Source organism: Spirosoma sordidisoli (assembly GCF_004138325.1).
Classification (GTDB): Bacteria; Bacteroidota; Bacteroidia; order Cytophagales; family Spirosomataceae; genus Spirosoma; species Spirosoma sordidisoli.
The window spans coordinates 23,092-39,774 of the sequence record NZ_SBLB01000013.1 but is presented as its reverse complement, the minus strand read 5'-3'; the positions used below and the strand labels follow the sequence as shown (position 1 = coordinate 39,774).

The window sequence follows — 16,683 nt, the reverse complement described above, 5'->3', positions numbered from 1 at the left end:
TCGATGACTGAAATTACCAGGTCAGACAGCGCCGTGTCGAGGTCAAGCTGCACCGCTTGCAGGAGTTTGACCAGTTCGGCATTGGTTTGGTTTTCCATGGCTAATCAGGTTTAGTCTTCAGCAGTAAGCAATAAATAAGAACGACTCGCTCAGTAAGCTAAACAGGGTAAGGATGAGCCAGATGAAGGTAGGGATTACAAGCCTAATTTCATCGCGGCATTGTGCTTGACGACCTGCTGAACACGGGTGTAGCGGTCAATCATAGTACGGGTCCGATGCTTAGTCTGCTGCATGATCTGGGAATCATCAGCTCCGTTTAGTTTGGCAATGGTCACGAAAGAAGCTCGCAGGGAGTGAGCTGAGTAATCCTTTCCTAGATACAGCTTTACGGTACGAGCTACCTGCTTGTCTGACAAGCGGTCTTGCGTAATTTGTTCTCCTTTACGGATGCGTACAAACAGCGGCCCTGCGGGGCGTTCCAACAGGCTTACATAATCCTGTAGCGCGCGAACCGGACAGGTATCGGGATCGGGACTGAAGAACAGGGCTTTCTGCTCAGTTTTACCGTACTGGTTGGTTTTACTGCCCTGATAACTTAAGATGGCTCCCTGGCGGGTAAACTGGACGCCTTCGATATCGAGGGCGACGAGTTCCGAGCGTCGGAAAGCGCCGGCAAAACCCACCAGTAACAAAGCCCGGTCGCGTGTACCCGTGGGGGTGGGTGGAATAGGCCGCACCTGCTCTTTGTACTCATAAATATCAAACGCGGGTGCCTGCGTGGCTTCGGTACCAATACTCCGCTTGATACCGTCCAGGACAAGCTTTACCGTTTCGTCGGCGGATGGATCGGGATGGCCTTGCAGTCGATGCCACTTGCGAATGGCCGCCAGCCGCCGGGTGATCGTACTCCACTTATGATTAGTGGCCTGGTCCGACACATACGTAGCCAGTGTGGCCGAACTGATCGGCAGGTCATTGATGCCCTGCTGGTGAAGCCAGTCGCGCAAACCGTCGATATCGGCCGTGTAAGCCAGACGGGTGTTGCGGGCGCCTTCCAGGCCTTTGCGGAAGTAAGCCGCCGTTTGCTGGGTGAGTTGCTCCGCTGAAGAAACAAGTGTGGTCGTCGAAGAGCGGGACCGGGCGTGACGGTCTGTAAAGGGCTTCATAGGCAAATGGATTTAGAAGCAAGATAAGGATTAACGTATTACGTCCAATAAACCTTTATTATTGGACGTAACCAATTGTTGAATAATATAAGGCCGGTTGCTTTTTCTTCCCTTCTATTCTCACCGCGTCTAAGATACTTAATGGTAACTCTCGTCTCAGCTTCCCGGCTCAACTCCTTTTTTCTTGTAATTAAAAACGCTTTGGGCAACGTAGGCTTCCGGGTCTTTATCGGCAAAGCCATAGTCAGCGTATAGATCAGCCCGCAGGAATGATTTCAGGTGTTCGCCGTTTTGAAGAATGGATTTCTTCTGCTGATGCGTGAACGAAGGATAATACTGATGCAGTTTGTTGCCCACGTAGCCAATGATCTCCGCAATGTCTAATTGCATCAATTCATCCAAACGCTGCTTCATCTCCGCTTTCTTTGTTTCCTTTTCTAATTCCTCCGGTGGTGTCTTTGACTGAATCTTAAATTCGATGCCAACAACGGCCCGGCCCTGCATAACCGGTTCGTACGTCACCAGCAAATTGGTATGCTCATTGATCTGGCGCAGCGACAGGTCGATTACGCGCGTTCGGAACGCCGAGTAGTTATTGTATGACTTTTCATGAGCCCCGATTAGTTGGCGTAGATCTTTCAGCGTGATCCGCCAAATGCCTGTTCCCCGGAACCGGGCGAGGTTCGTAAACAGGAGTTGAGCATACTCACTACTCAGAATCAGAGCATCTTCATACCCGTACTGCGCGTAGCCACTACCCAGGTACAGAAAGACAGGAATGACAGCATGGTACATTGTCAGCTCGATTATGCCTTTTTTGGGCCAGTACTCAGCCATAGGGAAAACGACCACGTTGGTGTGCTTTCCACTCTCATCCTCCCAACTGATAGTACGCTTCTGAATAAGGTCAGTAACCTTCTTTATAGACGAATTTGGGTGTCCTTTGATAACCTCCGAATAGTGAAATCTAAATTTCAACTCCTCATACGGCTTAATCTTTAGCTTATCAATTGCCTGAATATTACGGATTTCGCGAAGAACAAGCCAGTACAGACGACGCTCGAAAAAGCCGAATTCCGTTGTGCTGGTAAGCAGCTTCAGCGGCTCTCGAATCAGTATGGTTTTGTTGTTAGGCGTACGCAGTACGATCGTCTCCGGATTTACCTCAACCGGAGCAGTAATAGTGGTGCTCTCAAAAATCAGTGAAAGCTGATTGCTGGAAAGGTGAAGCGATTTATTGGAACTTGGTGGCTGACGCATTGCCTAACAAATTATAGCTGATGCAAGATAAAACCTTTTTTAACCCTAACAAAGGATAGATGTCCTGTTAGGATTAATTCATTGATTTTCAACAAATAAAAGAATGGGTGAGATGCAATTCATGATATTAAAAGCTAATAATCAACTCATTTTTGACTATCATCTGTTAGGGTAGTTCCATTTTGCCTATTCCCATCCCCCCTGTTTATCTATAATATTCTATGTTTCGTCTGATTTCTTCGGGTATTTGTAGTGTAGTTATCCAGTATTGATTATTAAGCTGTTACACTAGCTTTCGACTATCATCCGTTAGGATCAAGACTATCATCCGTTAGGGATAGGACTATTATCTGTTAGGGTTACGACTACTAAATGTCAGACTACAACTATCATCTGTTAGGCTTGTGCTATCATTTGTTAGGCTACGACTATCATCTGTTAGGGATAAGCAAGTTATCCACATACAACAAATTGATATTTAACTGGTTAAGAGTGCTGTCTACAGGCTATAATATCTTAATAATCTAATCAATCATTGAAAAATGATTTTTATAATTTTAAATTGATACTGATTATAAGGTCATTGAAAGTGAAGATTGCCCAGCTAAAATTTGTAAAAGGTGAGAGAACAAAAAAATCATAGAAAAAATCTGCAGCGAAATAGTTAAGTTTCCCTTAAAGGGAAATATATTTGCACGTACTATTTGCTAAGCTACTATGGAAGAGCAACCATCCCATACTAAACGAAAACACTATGATCCGCAGACTTACGCCCGTTTGTTGGCTGACCTAACTCAGTTAATGGAAGAGGTTCCAAAGTTACGGCCGGATCGTGACGCTTGGGACATAGAAGGTGATTGGGCAGCTACCGGCACAATCTATTTTGTGGATGCTGTTCATCAACCTTTATTCGAGACAATCCGCAGCTTTGATTGCCGAACAATTAAACTGGTTAATATGGATCGACCAGCCGTTCGTATCACCTTTTACAGAAAACATAGGTATTGGTTGTTAAAAGACAAGGATTTACCTATTGATCAGAAAGTTGAGCAGATTCAGGCTTATATAAATGACCTGACAGTCAAAGCTCAGATTTTAGAATCTAAGCTTGACAAAATGATACCCCAAAAACAGGCCGAAGCAAAAGGGCAGATTGGTGTATACTGGGAACAGGTCAATACTTGGCGTGCGATATTGGCTAGTCCCGGGCAGTATGAGATTGCGATATCGAACTACAGCAGGCAGCACTTTTACGTTACGGTCAACTACAAGTATCGGTTACCATCCGGGGATTTTGCTAATGAGCAGGAACATTTACTCAACACGCAGCGAGATCGATTAGGCAACATCACGCAGGTTCGTTATAATATTCTGTTTATTGACCCTATCGAAATTCTTCGGGATCATCCTTACCAAAATCGGGAGATAGAAAGCTACCTGAATAATTTCCCGATCAAATCCGAAACTGGCAGACAAACTATCTATGCCCGTTCACGGCCTGAAACCGATGCCTTTAAATCATTCAGTTCAACTGGTATAATATAATAATATGTTAACAGTATTGTATTCTACTAAAAGATTAATATATTATTATATAATATTTTAGTAACGTGTAGTGTAACAGGCTTATAGTAAGGGTGTAGGCTCTACATTGTCTTCGATTTCTGAAGTAACTGTAAATCGTGTATCCTTCCCAGAATACCCCGATAAGCATCAGTGTTCTGCCTATTAATTGATGACCTGAAATAAGCAAAGCGCATCCTCCTACGACTATCAGAGCTCCTAACAAAAACATGTGGAATGCTTAAGCGAAAAGCGGATTATGATTCATAGCAAAAGATTGACTTGGTTTATAATTGCGTAATCTATCAAAGCAGCAAAATTGTTGTATAAGTGAAGTCATATGAAGATACGGTGTTAGTAGCTTTTGTACCACCACTGTTGTTGATCTTTGAAAGCAATAATGCCATCTTTAGTAGTAAAATAAATAGTAGGTAATTCCTTAGAACAATACACCTGTTTGTAAAGATTACCGTTGAATGCCGTATCACTTATTACTCGATATTGGATAAGTCGTGGGTATTGGCCGTTGACTGTATCAAACTTGGCCCGGTTACCCCGGTCCGAAACGAGTACCCGTAGTAGAGTACCGGGTTTAACAAACGTGTTACTAATCGTCATATCCTCGGCTAGGATAGTATCACTCCTGGCCTGATCCATTCTCAAATCCTGAATGCCAAACGAATAATCAAGCGTAGTCAGGTAATTGGTCTTACTGAGCCGATAGGAAATAAATACCCTCGGCACGTCATAATATACCTGCTGCTTAACCCAGTCGCTTTTGTAGCAAGGAGTACTAACGACTAATCGCTGACGTGTGGATAGAGTGCTGTACTCAAAATTAGTTAGTGAAATCTTTTGCCCTGTCTGGTTGATGAAAACTAAGGTCTCATCACCTCGATATGGAGAAAAATTGGGATTGGTGAGTTGAAGATCTCCTAATTTCTGGTCTTTGGGACACGGATCAAGTATCAGAAAACAGCCATCTAAGCAGACACATAGAATAACCATGGTGATAGATTGAAAGATGTATTTCATAGTGTGAACGATTAGACAAAAGCAGAAAAATCGTTATATAATCTTGCTTATGTTAATAAAATAAAACTAGAAATGCTGGAATAATAGAATTGGGGGCTCGGAGAATTGTACAAGAGTTGCTAATTAGATAGAGACCTTAACTCGCACTCAATATAGCCTATTACAGATACCTCCTTGAGCAATGTATAGTCACCTTGCTTGATAAATTTATCGTCTTGATTGGAGATCTGCTTTAATTTATTTGGACCACCTTCACCAAGCATAAAAGAAATCGGAATGACATAGTTGCCAGCACATTTAGGGTTTTGATCGGGTAAAACATGCCAAAGGCGATCTACTTCTAACTTAAGGGATTCATCTATAGGATTCTGATTGATAACAGCAATATCTTGGTAACCTCCCTTATCGGTTAAAGTAAAACCCACATAGACTCTGATGGATTTACCAAGTCTTTGAGCAACAGCAGGAAATCGTACACTTTTTGCAACTGCTCGACCAAAGTCAGGATTATTGATCAAAGCAGACTGGTTTACTTGCCCGCGCGTAGAGGAAATAACTGCCACTAGAAGGAGCCACAAAAGGAAGTATTTCATAGCAGAGAAATTGGTCAAAAACTGTTGTACAAGTGACGTTATGTGAACCTGAGAACGTTCGATTCATTTACTAGGACTCAGTTCACCACGAATATGAATTACTCTTTTATCTATTGGGAGCCCCCGTTCTTCATCGTCTAAAGTCCAAATACTCAGACAGCCCATATCAGGCTTAAGACCTGGCCGATTTAATCCTACCAAAACATCTACTTTTCGGATAGAGGCTTTTGAAATTAGGAGTGTATCTGAAATAAGATGACCGTTGAGCATAAAGACCACAGTTTTAATAGAATCAGGAAATCGTTTCTTGCCCTGATATAGGCGGGGTGTAATCACATCAAACTGCTGATCCGCTCTTATATAAACGCAGCCATTGTCGGCTAAAGGTCCTAACCATCTATTGACTTGCTTGTCGCGGCTAACATATATACTTGTTATGAAGTCAGCATTTAATTCCGTTGGCTTAACAATAATGCCATTGACAATATAGAGGGGATCTTTCGACTGATTGAGTTGAGTGGAGTCAAGCCAAGCCAGAGGTTGGCTGTTTGTGCTGTTGTCGTTAACCAGTTAAGGAGCAGTAAACATACCATTAGCATGAAACGTTTCATAATTCTGCGGTTGTATAATCTGAATTATGACAACTAGAGCGTAAAATGACCCTACTTTACCCGTTCAATCCGGACGCAGTTAACGTAGACCTCGACCCGGTCCAAAAGCTTGTAAATCGCAGTTGGATAAACGGTATTGTTCTGCAAATTCCCCTCGTATAAGACCTCGGCACTCATCTGACCGGCCACCAATTGCTCGGCAATATGCCAATTGACGGCCTCCTGGCTGGCAACATCCAGGTGATAAAAACGCACCAGTAAGTTCCCGTCCGGCGTTCCGGTGAGCCGAAAGGTCACGACATTTTTAATTCCACTATCGGTTCGCATACGCTTCGCCTTGAAGCCTTAAAAGTACGAATTAGCGAGGCTGTTTATCGGTAGAGTGGTCTGGATGCGTTTAATGGCGGGCTTGCCTGTTGGAAAAGGTCTCTCCATAAAAAGGCTTATAAAGCTTCAGCTAGGGCCCGTTGGTATAGCCGTTGCACCTGTACCGCCTGGTAGTGGCCTCCTTTGGGGGTTTTAAACCCGCCGGCATTCAAGTGCCGGGCAATGGCTGACCAGCTGTAGTGCTGCTGTCTGAGCTGGTTAATCATCGCACTAGCCGGGCGGCTTTGCCCATTCTGAGCGGCCTGGGCTTTGATCGTAGCGTGCCCTAAGCGGGCGGCTCGCCCGGTTGTAAACGCTTGGCTCCCTTTCCGCCACTGGCCAGAACGCTTTACTTTTTGCACCAGCGCGCCGGTAGTACGGATGCTAATTAACTCCCGCTCCCGATCAGCAATGGCCATGAACAGCGTCAGGGTAAATTTATCCAGGTTGGGGATATCACAACTCTCCAGCCGTCCGGCCAGCTCCCGATAGATCGCCAAAGCCTGTTCGGTGTTACGGCTTAGCCGGTCGATCTTGGCCACCACCAGGATAGCCTGCTGCTCCTGGCACAAGGCTAAAGCCTTCATCAGTTCAGGACGGTTAAATACGTCCTTTCCGCTCTGGACGTCGGTAAACTCGGCCAAGATCGGCTTATCGGAATAATAGTGCTCGATATAAGCGCGTTGAGCGTCCAAGCCCAACCCGCTATCGCCCTGGCGCTTGGTGCTCACGCGGTAATAGAGTACATACTGAGAAGTAAGGGGGGGTAGCCGGTCGTTTCATGGCCGGAACATAGCCCAAAGAAAGCTCTTTTACAAACGTACGACCAACATCATACGGTTGTAAAAGATGGCTGTTCGCCAGCAAACGAACGTTTTACACTAAATAAGAGTCTTGTCAAAAATCAGTAATATATGCGGCACGCTTTACTCCTTTTGGCAGGTTTGGCTACTTTGATTAGTTGTAAACCAGAATCCCCTGCCCTCACATCAGCCTGTCCTAATTATACACGGGCCCAATCCGTGGATAACGAACATGCCGTAGTCATCTTGCAGAAAGCCACTGGGCAAACGGCCGAGGGTTACGTTATTTTTCCCTTATCAGAAGCCTATCGTTCTTACACCGTTTCTTGGGTTGCTTGCAATTTACCAACCCAGTTTCAACGCGATAATTTATTTGTTACAATTAGTGGCTACAAGCTGACTCGCCCAGGATCTCAATTGGTGAGTCCTGCAAATGCGCTCTTTGAAATAACTGACATTAAGCTACGAGAGTAAACTTTTTCTAAGATTGAGGTGATTCCGCAAATGCAGTCGATTTTATTCTTAGTCGAATTACATAAGCTAGATTATACAACACGTTAAACAGGAAATGACTAATGAGATACAGTAAGCTTCTACTAATTATTGGACTGATTATCTTAATAATGGCCATTAGAGTAGATGGGCCATTTAAATATGTTCTGGTAGTTCTTTCGATGGCAATGTGTCTTGTTGTTATCCTCAAAGGTATCAATCCAGATAAGCTGGCTTATCTGTAGGGGGAGGAAAGATGAAAAATAGACGGGCTATCTACCACTATCTGTCAAAATGTAAGAATTGTGTAATCTTTTCCTGTACAGTTAGAAGTGATATATGCCCAAAAAAAACTACGGGGATTGAAGCAGTAAACCCCGAGTACTACCAAAATGACGCAGATACCTACTTGAGGGGTAGTAGCTAACATAAACGCACTTATACAACAGCCATTCCTACCTTTCCTTGTTAATCAGAGTCTTGCTATAAAGACGATCTTATGAAAAAGGGATTTATATCATTAGCTGTTGTCTGCCAACTAATTTCAGGATGTGGACTGCCCACAGTTGATTTTGAAATGGTATCAGGCAGAGTCATTGGTCGAGAAACCTACAACACAAATGATTCGCTTAATGCCATGCTAATCAGCTTGGATACCAACTCGGTAAGGGGAAATTTTGGAAGAGATGTAAGTTTTAATGGGAGAGCTTTTAAGAATGTAGTCAAGACGTACAGTCTAGAAGCGAGCCGGTTAGATTCAGCTAGACGGTATAGCTTTATGTTCTACCAGACAGATGTTATTGCCAATCATAGCTGCAACCTCTCTACAACGAACACCGTTGATGTTCCTCAAATAAAAATAAAGGAAGTAGCCCAGACGGTACAGTGAGAGGTAAAACAAAACCAAGAAAGTAACCCCTGTAACGAATTGTTTCCTTTCTCAATTTATTCCCTTTACATAATCTGAGCTATAAAACAATCCCAAAATAGTACAACACCTCTTACATTTATAAGCGGATGCTGATAGTGTATTATTCTAATTTAGGTTGCAACTAACAAGATAACCTCCCTGCCTGTTGTCAACTTAAGAAAGATCACTCGGTAATTATAAATTATTTGTTAATTCTAATAAATAATTTATAATTGAAAATTCAATTATCATAAATTTACTGTAACAGGAGGCAAAGAATCCAACCTAATGAATCAGTCTTAGGTCAATGGTAGATCAACCCAACATTAGTCAATCGTAATTACACCACGTTTATGCGTTCAAGCACGAATCAAATGACCAGTTATTTCAAAAATCTTTTGATGGTATTGTTATTTTTTACGACCGAATGGCGCTGCAAAGGTCCTGCTAGAATTGATTACGAAAGCGCAGCCGGTACGATCATTGGACGAGAGAAATGCAGTACTGACAATAAATTAAATGCTTGGTTGATTAACCTTCAACCTCTCGGTTCTGCTTCCTATGGTAGTCGCTTAGTTGTAAATGGAAAAATATATGCGAATGTGGTAAAAGCTTACACGTTAGATAGCCGCTACCAAGACTCCACCAAGACGTACATTTTTGATTTTTATCAACGTGCTAGCCTCAATCAGCCTGCTTGTGATCAAATAGGGGGATCTTCCGATTCTGTACCCCAAATTACAATATTGGCCGTGCACAACAAAGGCTGATTATTAAGCCAAAAAGTTAATACTCAACATAAATAGTCCACTTCATGAAAAAACGTCTATTTTCCGTATTATGCTTCGTGACCGTAGTAGCTGTTTGTGTTTCAACACAAACTTTCGCTCAAATACCTTACTGGTACGGTGCATCAACTGAGCTGCAAGAACGCTTTCCCGTCTTAAAGGTAAAACCAGACAAGTTTAGGACTATCAATCTTCCGTCTGTAGAAAAACCCTCGGGCGCTAGTTGAGTTCGGTTAAGTCGTTATTGGCAATTCGGGGTAAGCTGCGGTAATTATTTATAAAAGAGGGAAGAATAGAAGGGAAGAAAAAGCCGGGCAGCGGAGTAGCCACCCGGTTTCTTGAAAGTCAGTCCCACGATAGTACGTTGATGATTGGTTCTGTATGAATGTCACCCAGAAACTTGACCAGATTTCGGACATTCCTTAAGGTCAGTTTTGGCGCGATGGTTCGGCCGCTTTTGCGACTCCCCACTACCAGCGCGATTCCGTGAACCGGGTACTGGAAATAAGCAAATTTGAATGCGGGCGGCTGCGGTTGAGTCAGCAAGGCTTCGTCGTCCACGATTAGAGCGTCGCCGTTCGGCATCCGACACACAAAGTCGATAGTTGTACACCCAATATGATTGTATAAAACTTCCAGGTTGTTCGCTTCAATTTCGACCTCTTCAATAGTTCGTTTGGCAGGGTCAATACTGATGGCTTTAATTAGTCGGCTCATGGGGTTGTTTACTGTTGGTACTCAAAAGTTTTGAAATCGGTCTCGTCAGTCACAGTCAGGATGATACAGCAGTTACCTGTATCGTCCCAAGCATCATATCAGCCCGGCGCACCGGCAGTATATCCCGGCTATCTCGCGCGGGCTGAAAGCTGTCCGATAAGCTGTTTCCGCTCCGGCATACCAGCCGTTTCTGGCAAATGCGTGCATGGCTGAAGAAAGAAGACCGGGACGAGTTGCCCCGGTCATTGACTGGACTGTTAGGCTACCGGCGCAAAGGCTTTTTGCTGGTCAATGGTCAAAAAGCTATACAGGTGAGAGGTCTTGAAACGAATGGGGTTGGTTAAGGTATCCTGCCGAAAAATCGGATTTTCCTGCGCGAACTCCTGCCGTTGCTTAGTCAGGTCAGCATCAGCTAACTCGTAGCGAAATCGTGCAATGTAATACACCCCTTTGGGCTGAATTTTCGTGTTCTCCTTACGCTCGGCGGTAGCGGTCAACACCACATCAGCCAATGAATAATCATCGTAATACAATGGCTCTATCAGGCGGAAGATATTATCGACAGAATACCCGTGAAACAGGACAGTAGCAACGCATTTCTGTTCATCGATAAAGAACAATTCGGCCCATTGCCTGGAAGGCTGGCCTAATATGCTATCGGTAAAGATGCGCCATGCTATTGGCTGAAAGGTCAGCGACCGGCCGTGCGACGGACCGCCTATCTTCTCGGTGCCATTGATGGAGAAAAAGCCTTCCCTGGCATCGAAACGGTAGTTTCTCGGATGGCCTTCCAGATACTTGTATTTGCTAATGACATCGCCGGTTTGCAGGTTAACGGTTTGCCATGATTTGATGCCAGTTACAGGCTCCATTGTTTGAGGGTCAAGGACGCGGGCAGTTTCCATAAGTTTGAGAATAGTAGACTGCATTGTAATTGTGATGTAGATTTTGTTTCCTGCCCCGGTAGCTTATGCCGGGGCAGGAGGTATTGGCATCAGTTGAGGGGAGAGAAAAGAAAGTCCGTTATATAGCTCATAGGATTTGTCTTCTCCTGCTGCGTAGCTAATCCTAACTGACGAAGGGTAAAACTTTTAGCGTTGCTATATTCCTCTTCCGTAATTAGGACATTGCCAGTTTGTAGCGCTCCACTGATACCCTCGTAGCGCTCGATACGCTCCCTCCCTCCTACTGTGCTACATAGTTCTACCTGCTGGTTTTGTACATCGACAGCGTAGAAGAAGTTAGCAATGCTGTGTTTCAAATAGAGTTTCATACGTGCTGTTATCATTTTTGACTCTATAAATATACGTCATTATATTGTGATAATAAAATATTGATATAATGAATGTAAGACTAACATGCATAAGCCTAACTTTTTCTTCCCTTCTATTCTCATTTTATAAGGTACTGTATATAAGTATATTACTATCTTTTTAGTCAACTAGCACGAAGTTTTTTTACGATTATATTGATAAATCACATTGCCATTATATCAATATATTGCTTTACTTGCAGCTGTATAAACCTTTTTCAATGGAAGATATACGAATCATATCGGTCTGCTCACAGAAGGGGGGCAGTGGGAAATCAGCGATTACAGCCTGGCTGGCCAATAGCCTTAGCCGGGAAGGTAAACGGGTATTGGTATTGGATGCCGATGGTCAGCGAACCATTGCCAAGCTCAGAGGACGCGAGGTTGACCGGCTTGGTGAACCGGAAAACGCCTGCGAGGTTATGGCAACTGACGATGTAGCAACCGTACTTGATGAGCGCTACGAAGACTTCGATGTCATCTTCCTGGACTTACCCCGGATGACCGGCCCCGACGAAGCGGTGATGGCGCTTACATTTTGTGACAGTATTCTCGTTCCTATTCGTCTCGGTGACTCCGACGTATTGTCAGCATTCGAGTTCATCAAGGCAGCCAAGAAGATGGGCGACATTCGCCGGGAAAGAGGATTCGATTTCAACATCTTCGGGGTTCAGAACTTCCGGCAACCCAACCTACGTGAAAACAACGACATCCATCGGTATGCCGAAATGCTTGACATTACCATTTTCGACAATGCCCTACCCAATCGGGCCGATTTCATGCGCGTAGGCACTATTGACTGCCCGTCGGATTTTTCGAGCATTGCCGAGGTGTACAAAGCGTTCTATCAGGAGTTTAAACAACGATACCAAATCACGTAATTCATGGCAAAAAATAAACGCCCCTTCTCCTCGTTTTTGGAGAACCCGGATACCAATAAAGCAGTACAGGAAGCGCTGCACGCCCCTGCTCAGTTACCGGGCCAGGAATCTGCACCGGAGAAACCAGCCGTTATACCTGCTCCTGAGCCAACCGCTGAAGCCAAAAATACACTGCCTGAAACCAGTAATTCTGAGTCAGGCAAAAAAGCAAAGGATGAGGATGGCTACCAGGTTATCACTATCCGTCGGTCAGTACACCGGCTGCTTAAAATGGCTTCGGTACATTATGGCATAGAAATCAGAGAGATAGCTTCTGAAGCCCTAGCTGCTGACCCGCGAGTTCAAAATATGGTGGCTTTACTCGAAAAAAATAAACTTTAATTTGTCTCTAATTAGAGACGTTTTCAGGTTTTGTGTTTTAGATTTGTACTCAAGATGATGCTTATAACAGCCGCATACTTGGGTACAAGTCTTTTTTTTGGCCTATTAATCTTGTTTTTCTATCGGGATTATAAGAAATCAATTCAGCCAAAACGAAAGCCCGCGACGGTCCCACTACGGATAGACCGAACGTCCTTGTTAAAAGGTCAACAGCGGGCCGTTGCTGAACGGCGAAATCAGCTGAAGAGCGTATCGGAATCCAAACCGCCCGAACTGGTAAAGCCACCCAAAGAAACCCGGCCCACTCCAGTTTCTGAAGAGCCAATAGAAAATGGGTTTGGTGAAGACTTAGGTTCAGCGTTGACGCCAGACCAGAATTCGACAACTATTGAGAAAGTAAATCGTAGCCGGAACACCGGCCGATCGAGGTTTGCAGCCTTGCAGGATGCGGCCGACCAGTTTAAGGACATATACAACCGAAACAGTCAGCTATGAAGAAAAAGTACTTCCCTCGTCCGCCCCTATCTTAACGGACAATACCAATTCCTGAAACTCCGGTGCGTCTAAGGTTAGCCGTACTGCCGACAAGTAAAACGTATATATGTATGCGTTAGGAATTACAATGCCCTAAGATGAGGCATCCAGAGCAGCATTCGCACCGGCGACCCGGAAACAACCAATTAAATAAACCAATACAAATCGCTTACCATGAAAAAGTCGGTAATTTTTACGACTACGGCACTAATGTGCCTTCTATCTCTTAATCTATTGGCCCAACCGGGCGGAAATGGAGCCGTTTCGCAGGCCCTGACGGGCTACTATAACACCATCGTTACCATTGGTAATATCATTTTTGGTATTCTGATGGTTGTTGGTGTGGTGAAGGTAGTTTCGGCCTTCATCAGCAACTCACCAAATTCCGTTCGGAACCTGTTGTATCTCGTTGTAGGAGCCATTATTTGGTTTGGTTTTAACCTGATTGTCAATGACGTACAGGCGACATCAGGTGCTTCGACGGGTGGCTATACCCTAACGCGATAAGGATGAAAGTACAAAAATCCTTGGAGAAGCCAACGCGGATTCTGGGGATGCGGATGCAGGAACTGGGGCTGTACGTCTGTCTGCTCATCGGACTGATTACGTTGGCTTCCCTGGCCAGGACTATAGTCCCGGTTCCCCGTGCCGTATATGCGGTCATTCTGATCCTACTAGTGCTGTCATGGCTGGTGCTCCGGTGGGGGGAACGCCACAAGCATCCTTCGTTTCTGATTTCAATGATTTCCTGGGCCTGGCTTCAACCAAAGCAGGTCAATCATGTAACCATCAAATTTCGTGGCAAAGACGGTCAATTACGACGCAATATTTCCCGTCTTCAGCATCGAAGATAACCGCGATGGCGGTGCGATCGCGGTGCTGAAGGATGGACGGGTAGCTATCGGCTATCGGTTTGAGGGGGTCGAAGCCGAAAGTATAACGAGCGGAGAATACGATGCGCTGGGATCAGCCTTCTACCGGGCTACCCGAACGCTACCGGTTGGTACGGTAGTTCAGCGGATGGATGCGTATTATACCGAACGCCACCGGATGCCTAGAAGCATCCGGGAGCAAGCAAATGCGCCCTTTACCCAGCTGCAACATGGGCATTTACAGGAGCGGTCAGTACTACACCATGCTGCTTATCTGTTCATTTCATTCGGCAATGAGCGGCAACCGCGCACAAACGCGGCCAATACACTTTGGGCCCGGCTGGGCCTGCCGATGCTCAAAGATCCATTTGAAGGTATAAACGCACTGGTCGAGCGGGCGGAACGGGCGGCTGAGGAGTTTACCCAAAGTATTTCGCTGGGGCGGCTCCGACTTACCCGGTTGACCATCGAAGGCCTGGAGAATGTGTATTTTCAATATTTTAACCTGGAGTTCAACCGGCAACCGACGACGCTGAACCGGTCCGTACAACCTGACGCGACCTTTGTGGCCGTAGGTGAAAAGAAGGTCAATATTCTGACCATGACGGGTCAGCCTTCGGTCATCTACAACACCCAACCGAGCAGGACGGGGGTCGATGCTCCGTTCGTATCGAATCTGGCGTTGGATTTACAAGTCCCGCACCTGCTGGTAACGAGCTTTCTGATCGAGGATACCGAAAAGGTGATTGGTTCTTTGGAGTTCGAGCAGAAAATCAACCGCAACCTTGATTTCCTGATGACCCACGAGAACAAAATCAAGATGCTTGAACTGGAGGATTACATCGACGGGCTACGGACGGACAATAAAAGTCTGATCAGCGTCAATCTGTCGCTGGTGGTTTGGAATACCGACAATAAGCTACGTGAAGGATTGGTACAACGGGGCATTGCTTCCTTCCGGGCAATGGGCGGGGCCGACGTATTTGTAGAGACAATGGACTCAACTAATCTGTTCTTCGCGCTGGCTCCCGGCAACGGCTATCAGAATTACCGATGGCTACTGATGTCAGGCGATAACGCGGCCTGTTACCTCAACTGTGCGACGAATTACCGGACGGCGAATCAAGGCGAACTTTTGTCTGACCGATACGGGAATCCGGTGCTGGTCAACCTGTTCAATACGGATCTGAACAACCAGAACAGCGTCGTGGTCGGGCCTACGGGTTCGGGCAAGTCATTCACGATGGGCTACTTTATGCTTCAACGGTATGAAGCCGGGCACAGGCAAATCATCATCGACGTGGGCGGTACGTATTACTCACTCATGACAGCTCTGGGCGGTCGCTATTACCAGTACGACCCGCAGAATCCGATCAAATTCAACCCGTTCGGGATTCTGGTGAACAGTGCCGGCCGATACGTACCGGATGGGGATAAGATCAACTTCCTGTCCACACTGCTGGCTATCATCTGGAAAGGCTACAAACGTCCAGTGCGTCAGGCTGAACGGTCGGTGCTGGTTCGGCTGATTCCGATGTACTACGAGTGGTATAACGAACAGATCGGGCGCGATCCAGGTAACCCACCGACACCGGTGCCAAGTCTGGTTGGTTTCTACGATTTTCTGTACCAGTACCTGAAAGAGAAGGAAGGCACCGAAGAGTTAGTTCGCTGGCACAAAGCATTTGATTTTGCTGAATTCTTTACCTGCCTGGAGCCGTTCGTTGTGGGTCACTATCGCGACGTACTGGATGCCGGAGAGAATGAAGATATCAGCGGCTATCGGCTCGTCTGTTTCGATATGGCCCGAATTAAAGACAACGAACTGCTAAAGGCCGTGGTCACGATGCTGATTACCGAGCTGTCGCTGGATGTCATTAGGCGCTATCCGAAAGATGTGAAGTACCTCTACATGGACGAAGCCTGGTCGATGCTGTCTGAAGGGATGGGCGATTTTGTGGAAATGATGTATCGGACAATCCGGAAAAATAACGGGTCAATGTGCATCATTACGCAGGGGGTCAAAGAGATTGAAGATTCATCCGTTGGGCCGGTGATTGTGGCCAACGCGGACACCAAAATCATCCTCAACCATCAGGACAGTAAACAGCTTGATCGGGTGTCGGCGGTGCTGGGCTTCACCAGACACGAACTGGACAAGATGCGCTCGATCCGGGTGTCGAAGACGTGGCGGGAAATCTTCATCCGACAGGGTGAATACGGTAAAGTATATCGGCTCGAAGCGGCTCCGAACATCTACCCGCTACTGACCTCAAAGCCTGCTGAACGGGAACACCTGCGCGACCTCACCCGGGAATACCGTGGCAACATTGTGTATGCCGTCAGACAGTTCAACGAAGACCGGCGGTCCGGCGATTCGGCTGGCGGTATCTTCTAAA

The 16,683-nt window shown here is 45.7% G+C and carries 15 protein-coding genes and 1 pseudogene; 7 read left to right on the top strand and 9 right to left on the bottom strand.

Features of this window, described 5'->3' with window-relative positions; all coding sequences use genetic code 11:
* Positions 1 to 194: 194 nt before the first annotated feature.
* Together EQG79_RS28725 and EQG79_RS28720 are read right to left on the bottom strand one after the other, a co-directional pair.
* A complete protein-coding gene (locus EQG79_RS28725; RefSeq protein ID WP_129606376.1) occupies positions 195 to 1,166 on the bottom strand; it encodes a site-specific integrase in 972 nt (323 codons plus the stop codon).
* A gap of 156 nt (positions 1,167 to 1,322) precedes the next feature.
* Positions 1,323 to 2,426: a replication initiation protein gene (locus EQG79_RS28720; protein ID WP_129606374.1), complete on the bottom strand. Its 1,104-nt coding sequence runs from the start codon at positions 2,424 to 2,426 to the stop codon at positions 1,323 to 1,325.
* 717 nt (positions 2,427 to 3,143) lie between these two features.
* On the opposite strand from EQG79_RS28720, the gene EQG79_RS28710 reads away from it, so the two are divergent.
* The gene (locus tag EQG79_RS28710; protein WP_129606372.1) at positions 3,144 to 3,971 is read left to right on the top strand and encodes a hypothetical protein; all 828 of its coding nucleotides are present in this window, start codon (positions 3,144 to 3,146) and stop codon (positions 3,969 to 3,971) included.
* 372 nt (positions 3,972 to 4,343) lie between these two features.
* On the opposite strand, the gene EQG79_RS28705 is transcribed toward EQG79_RS28710, so the two are convergent.
* The 4 genes and pseudogenes from EQG79_RS28705 to EQG79_RS28690 all read right to left on the bottom strand — a co-directional run.
* Positions 4,344 to 5,024 carry a hypothetical protein gene (locus EQG79_RS28705; protein WP_129606370.1) on the bottom strand — a complete coding sequence of 227 codons (681 nt, stop codon included), beginning with the start codon at positions 5,022 to 5,024 and terminating at the stop codon, positions 4,344 to 4,346.
* Positions 5,025 to 5,143: 119 nt separating this feature from the next.
* Positions 5,144 to 5,617, bottom strand: coding sequence for a hypothetical protein (locus EQG79_RS28700; protein ID WP_129606368.1), 474 nt, complete (start codon positions 5,615 to 5,617; stop codon positions 5,144 to 5,146).
* Between the two features lie 662 nt (positions 5,618 to 6,279).
* Positions 6,280 to 6,555 (bottom strand): hypothetical protein, encoded by a 276-nt coding sequence (locus EQG79_RS28695; RefSeq protein WP_129606366.1) that lies wholly within the window; start codon positions 6,553 to 6,555, stop codon positions 6,280 to 6,282.
* A 116-nt stretch (positions 6,556 to 6,671) separates the two neighbouring features.
* Positions 6,672 to 7,328: pseudogene (locus tag EQG79_RS28690) on the bottom strand (recombinase family protein); the annotation flags it as partial.
* A gap of 1,060 nt (positions 7,329 to 8,388) precedes the next feature.
* On the opposite strand from EQG79_RS28690, the gene EQG79_RS28685 reads away from it, so the two are divergent.
* Both EQG79_RS28685 and EQG79_RS28680 read left to right on the top strand, forming a co-directional pair.
* A complete protein-coding gene (locus EQG79_RS28685; RefSeq protein WP_129606361.1) occupies positions 8,389 to 8,778 on the top strand; it encodes a hypothetical protein in 390 nt (129 codons plus the stop codon).
* Between the two features lie 374 nt (positions 8,779 to 9,152).
* Positions 9,153 to 9,569, top strand: coding sequence for a hypothetical protein (locus EQG79_RS28680; RefSeq protein ID WP_129606359.1), 417 nt, complete (start codon positions 9,153 to 9,155; stop codon positions 9,567 to 9,569).
* Between the two features lie 363 nt (positions 9,570 to 9,932).
* Here the strand turns inward: EQG79_RS28680 and EQG79_RS28675 are convergent, their stop codons facing one another.
* From EQG79_RS28675 to EQG79_RS28665, 3 genes are all read right to left on the bottom strand, one after another.
* On the bottom strand, positions 9,933 to 10,304 hold the full coding sequence (locus tag EQG79_RS28675; RefSeq protein WP_129606357.1) for a DUF3846 domain-containing protein: 372 nt from the start codon (positions 10,302 to 10,304) through the stop codon (positions 9,933 to 9,935).
* Positions 10,305 to 10,561: 257 nt separating this feature from the next.
* Positions 10,562 to 11,209, bottom strand: coding sequence for a hypothetical protein (locus EQG79_RS28670; protein WP_394343329.1), 648 nt, complete (start codon positions 11,207 to 11,209; stop codon positions 10,562 to 10,564).
* Positions 11,210 to 11,298: 89 nt separating this feature from the next.
* Positions 11,299 to 11,577: a hypothetical protein gene (locus tag EQG79_RS28665; protein ID WP_129606353.1), complete on the bottom strand. Its 279-nt coding sequence runs from the start codon at positions 11,575 to 11,577 to the stop codon at positions 11,299 to 11,301.
* A 260-nt stretch (positions 11,578 to 11,837) separates the two neighbouring features.
* Between EQG79_RS28665 and EQG79_RS28660 the strand changes: the two genes are divergently transcribed.
* The 4 genes from EQG79_RS28660 (at position 11,838) to EQG79_RS28635 (ending at position 16,682) form a co-directional block, all read left to right on the top strand.
* Positions 11,838 to 12,497 (top strand): ParA family protein, encoded by a 660-nt coding sequence (locus EQG79_RS28660; RefSeq protein ID WP_129606351.1) that lies wholly within the window; start codon positions 11,838 to 11,840, stop codon positions 12,495 to 12,497.
* A gap of 3 nt (positions 12,498 to 12,500) precedes the next feature.
* Positions 12,501 to 12,878 (top strand): hypothetical protein, encoded by a 378-nt coding sequence (locus EQG79_RS28655; protein ID WP_129606349.1) that lies wholly within the window; start codon positions 12,501 to 12,503, stop codon positions 12,876 to 12,878.
* Between the two features lie 744 nt (positions 12,879 to 13,622).
* Complete coding sequence (locus EQG79_RS28645) at positions 13,623 to 13,919, top strand: hypothetical protein (RefSeq protein WP_240699495.1); 297 nt, start codon at positions 13,623 to 13,625, stop codon at positions 13,917 to 13,919.
* Positions 13,920 to 14,210: 291 nt separating this feature from the next.
* Positions 14,211 to 16,682, top strand: a complete 2,472-nt coding sequence (locus tag EQG79_RS28635; RefSeq protein WP_240699494.1) for a TraG family conjugative transposon ATPase — start codon at positions 14,211 to 14,213, stop codon at positions 16,680 to 16,682.
* The last annotated feature ends 1 nt before the right edge of the window (position 16,683 follow it).

Coding starts and splice junctions, on each gene's coding strand:
- EQG79_RS28725 (WP_129606376.1), bottom strand. CDS start 1,166: ATGAAGCCCTTTACAGACCGTCACGCCCGGTCCCGCTCTTCGACGACC.
- EQG79_RS28720 (WP_129606374.1), bottom strand. CDS start 2,426: ATGCGTCAGCCACCAAGTTCCAATAAATCGCTTCACCTTTCCAGCAAT.
- EQG79_RS28710 (WP_129606372.1), top strand. CDS start 3,144: ATGGAAGAGCAACCATCCCATACTAAACGAAAACACTATGATCCGCAG.
- EQG79_RS28705 (WP_129606370.1), bottom strand. CDS start 5,024: ATGAAATACATCTTTCAATCTATCACCATGGTTATTCTATGTGTCTGC.
- EQG79_RS28700 (WP_129606368.1), bottom strand. CDS start 5,617: ATGAAATACTTCCTTTTGTGGCTCCTTCTAGTGGCAGTTATTTCCTCT.
- EQG79_RS28695 (WP_129606366.1), bottom strand. CDS start 6,555: ATGCGAACCGATAGTGGAATTAAAAATGTCGTGACCTTTCGGCTCACC.
- EQG79_RS28685 (WP_129606361.1), top strand. CDS start 8,389: ATGAAAAAGGGATTTATATCATTAGCTGTTGTCTGCCAACTAATTTCA.
- EQG79_RS28680 (WP_129606359.1), top strand. CDS start 9,153: ATGCGTTCAAGCACGAATCAAATGACCAGTTATTTCAAAAATCTTTTG.
- EQG79_RS28675 (WP_129606357.1), bottom strand. CDS start 10,304: ATGAGCCGACTAATTAAAGCCATCAGTATTGACCCTGCCAAACGAACT.
- EQG79_RS28670 (WP_394343329.1), bottom strand. CDS start 11,209: ATGGAAACTGCCCGCGTCCTTGACCCTCAAACAATGGAGCCTGTAACT.
- EQG79_RS28665 (WP_129606353.1), bottom strand. CDS start 11,577: ATGAAACTCTATTTGAAACACAGCATTGCTAACTTCTTCTACGCTGTC.
- EQG79_RS28660 (WP_129606351.1), top strand. CDS start 11,838: ATGGAAGATATACGAATCATATCGGTCTGCTCACAGAAGGGGGGCAGT.
- EQG79_RS28655 (WP_129606349.1), top strand. CDS start 12,501: ATGGCAAAAAATAAACGCCCCTTCTCCTCGTTTTTGGAGAACCCGGAT.
- EQG79_RS28645 (WP_240699495.1), top strand. CDS start 13,623: ATGTGCCTTCTATCTCTTAATCTATTGGCCCAACCGGGCGGAAATGGA.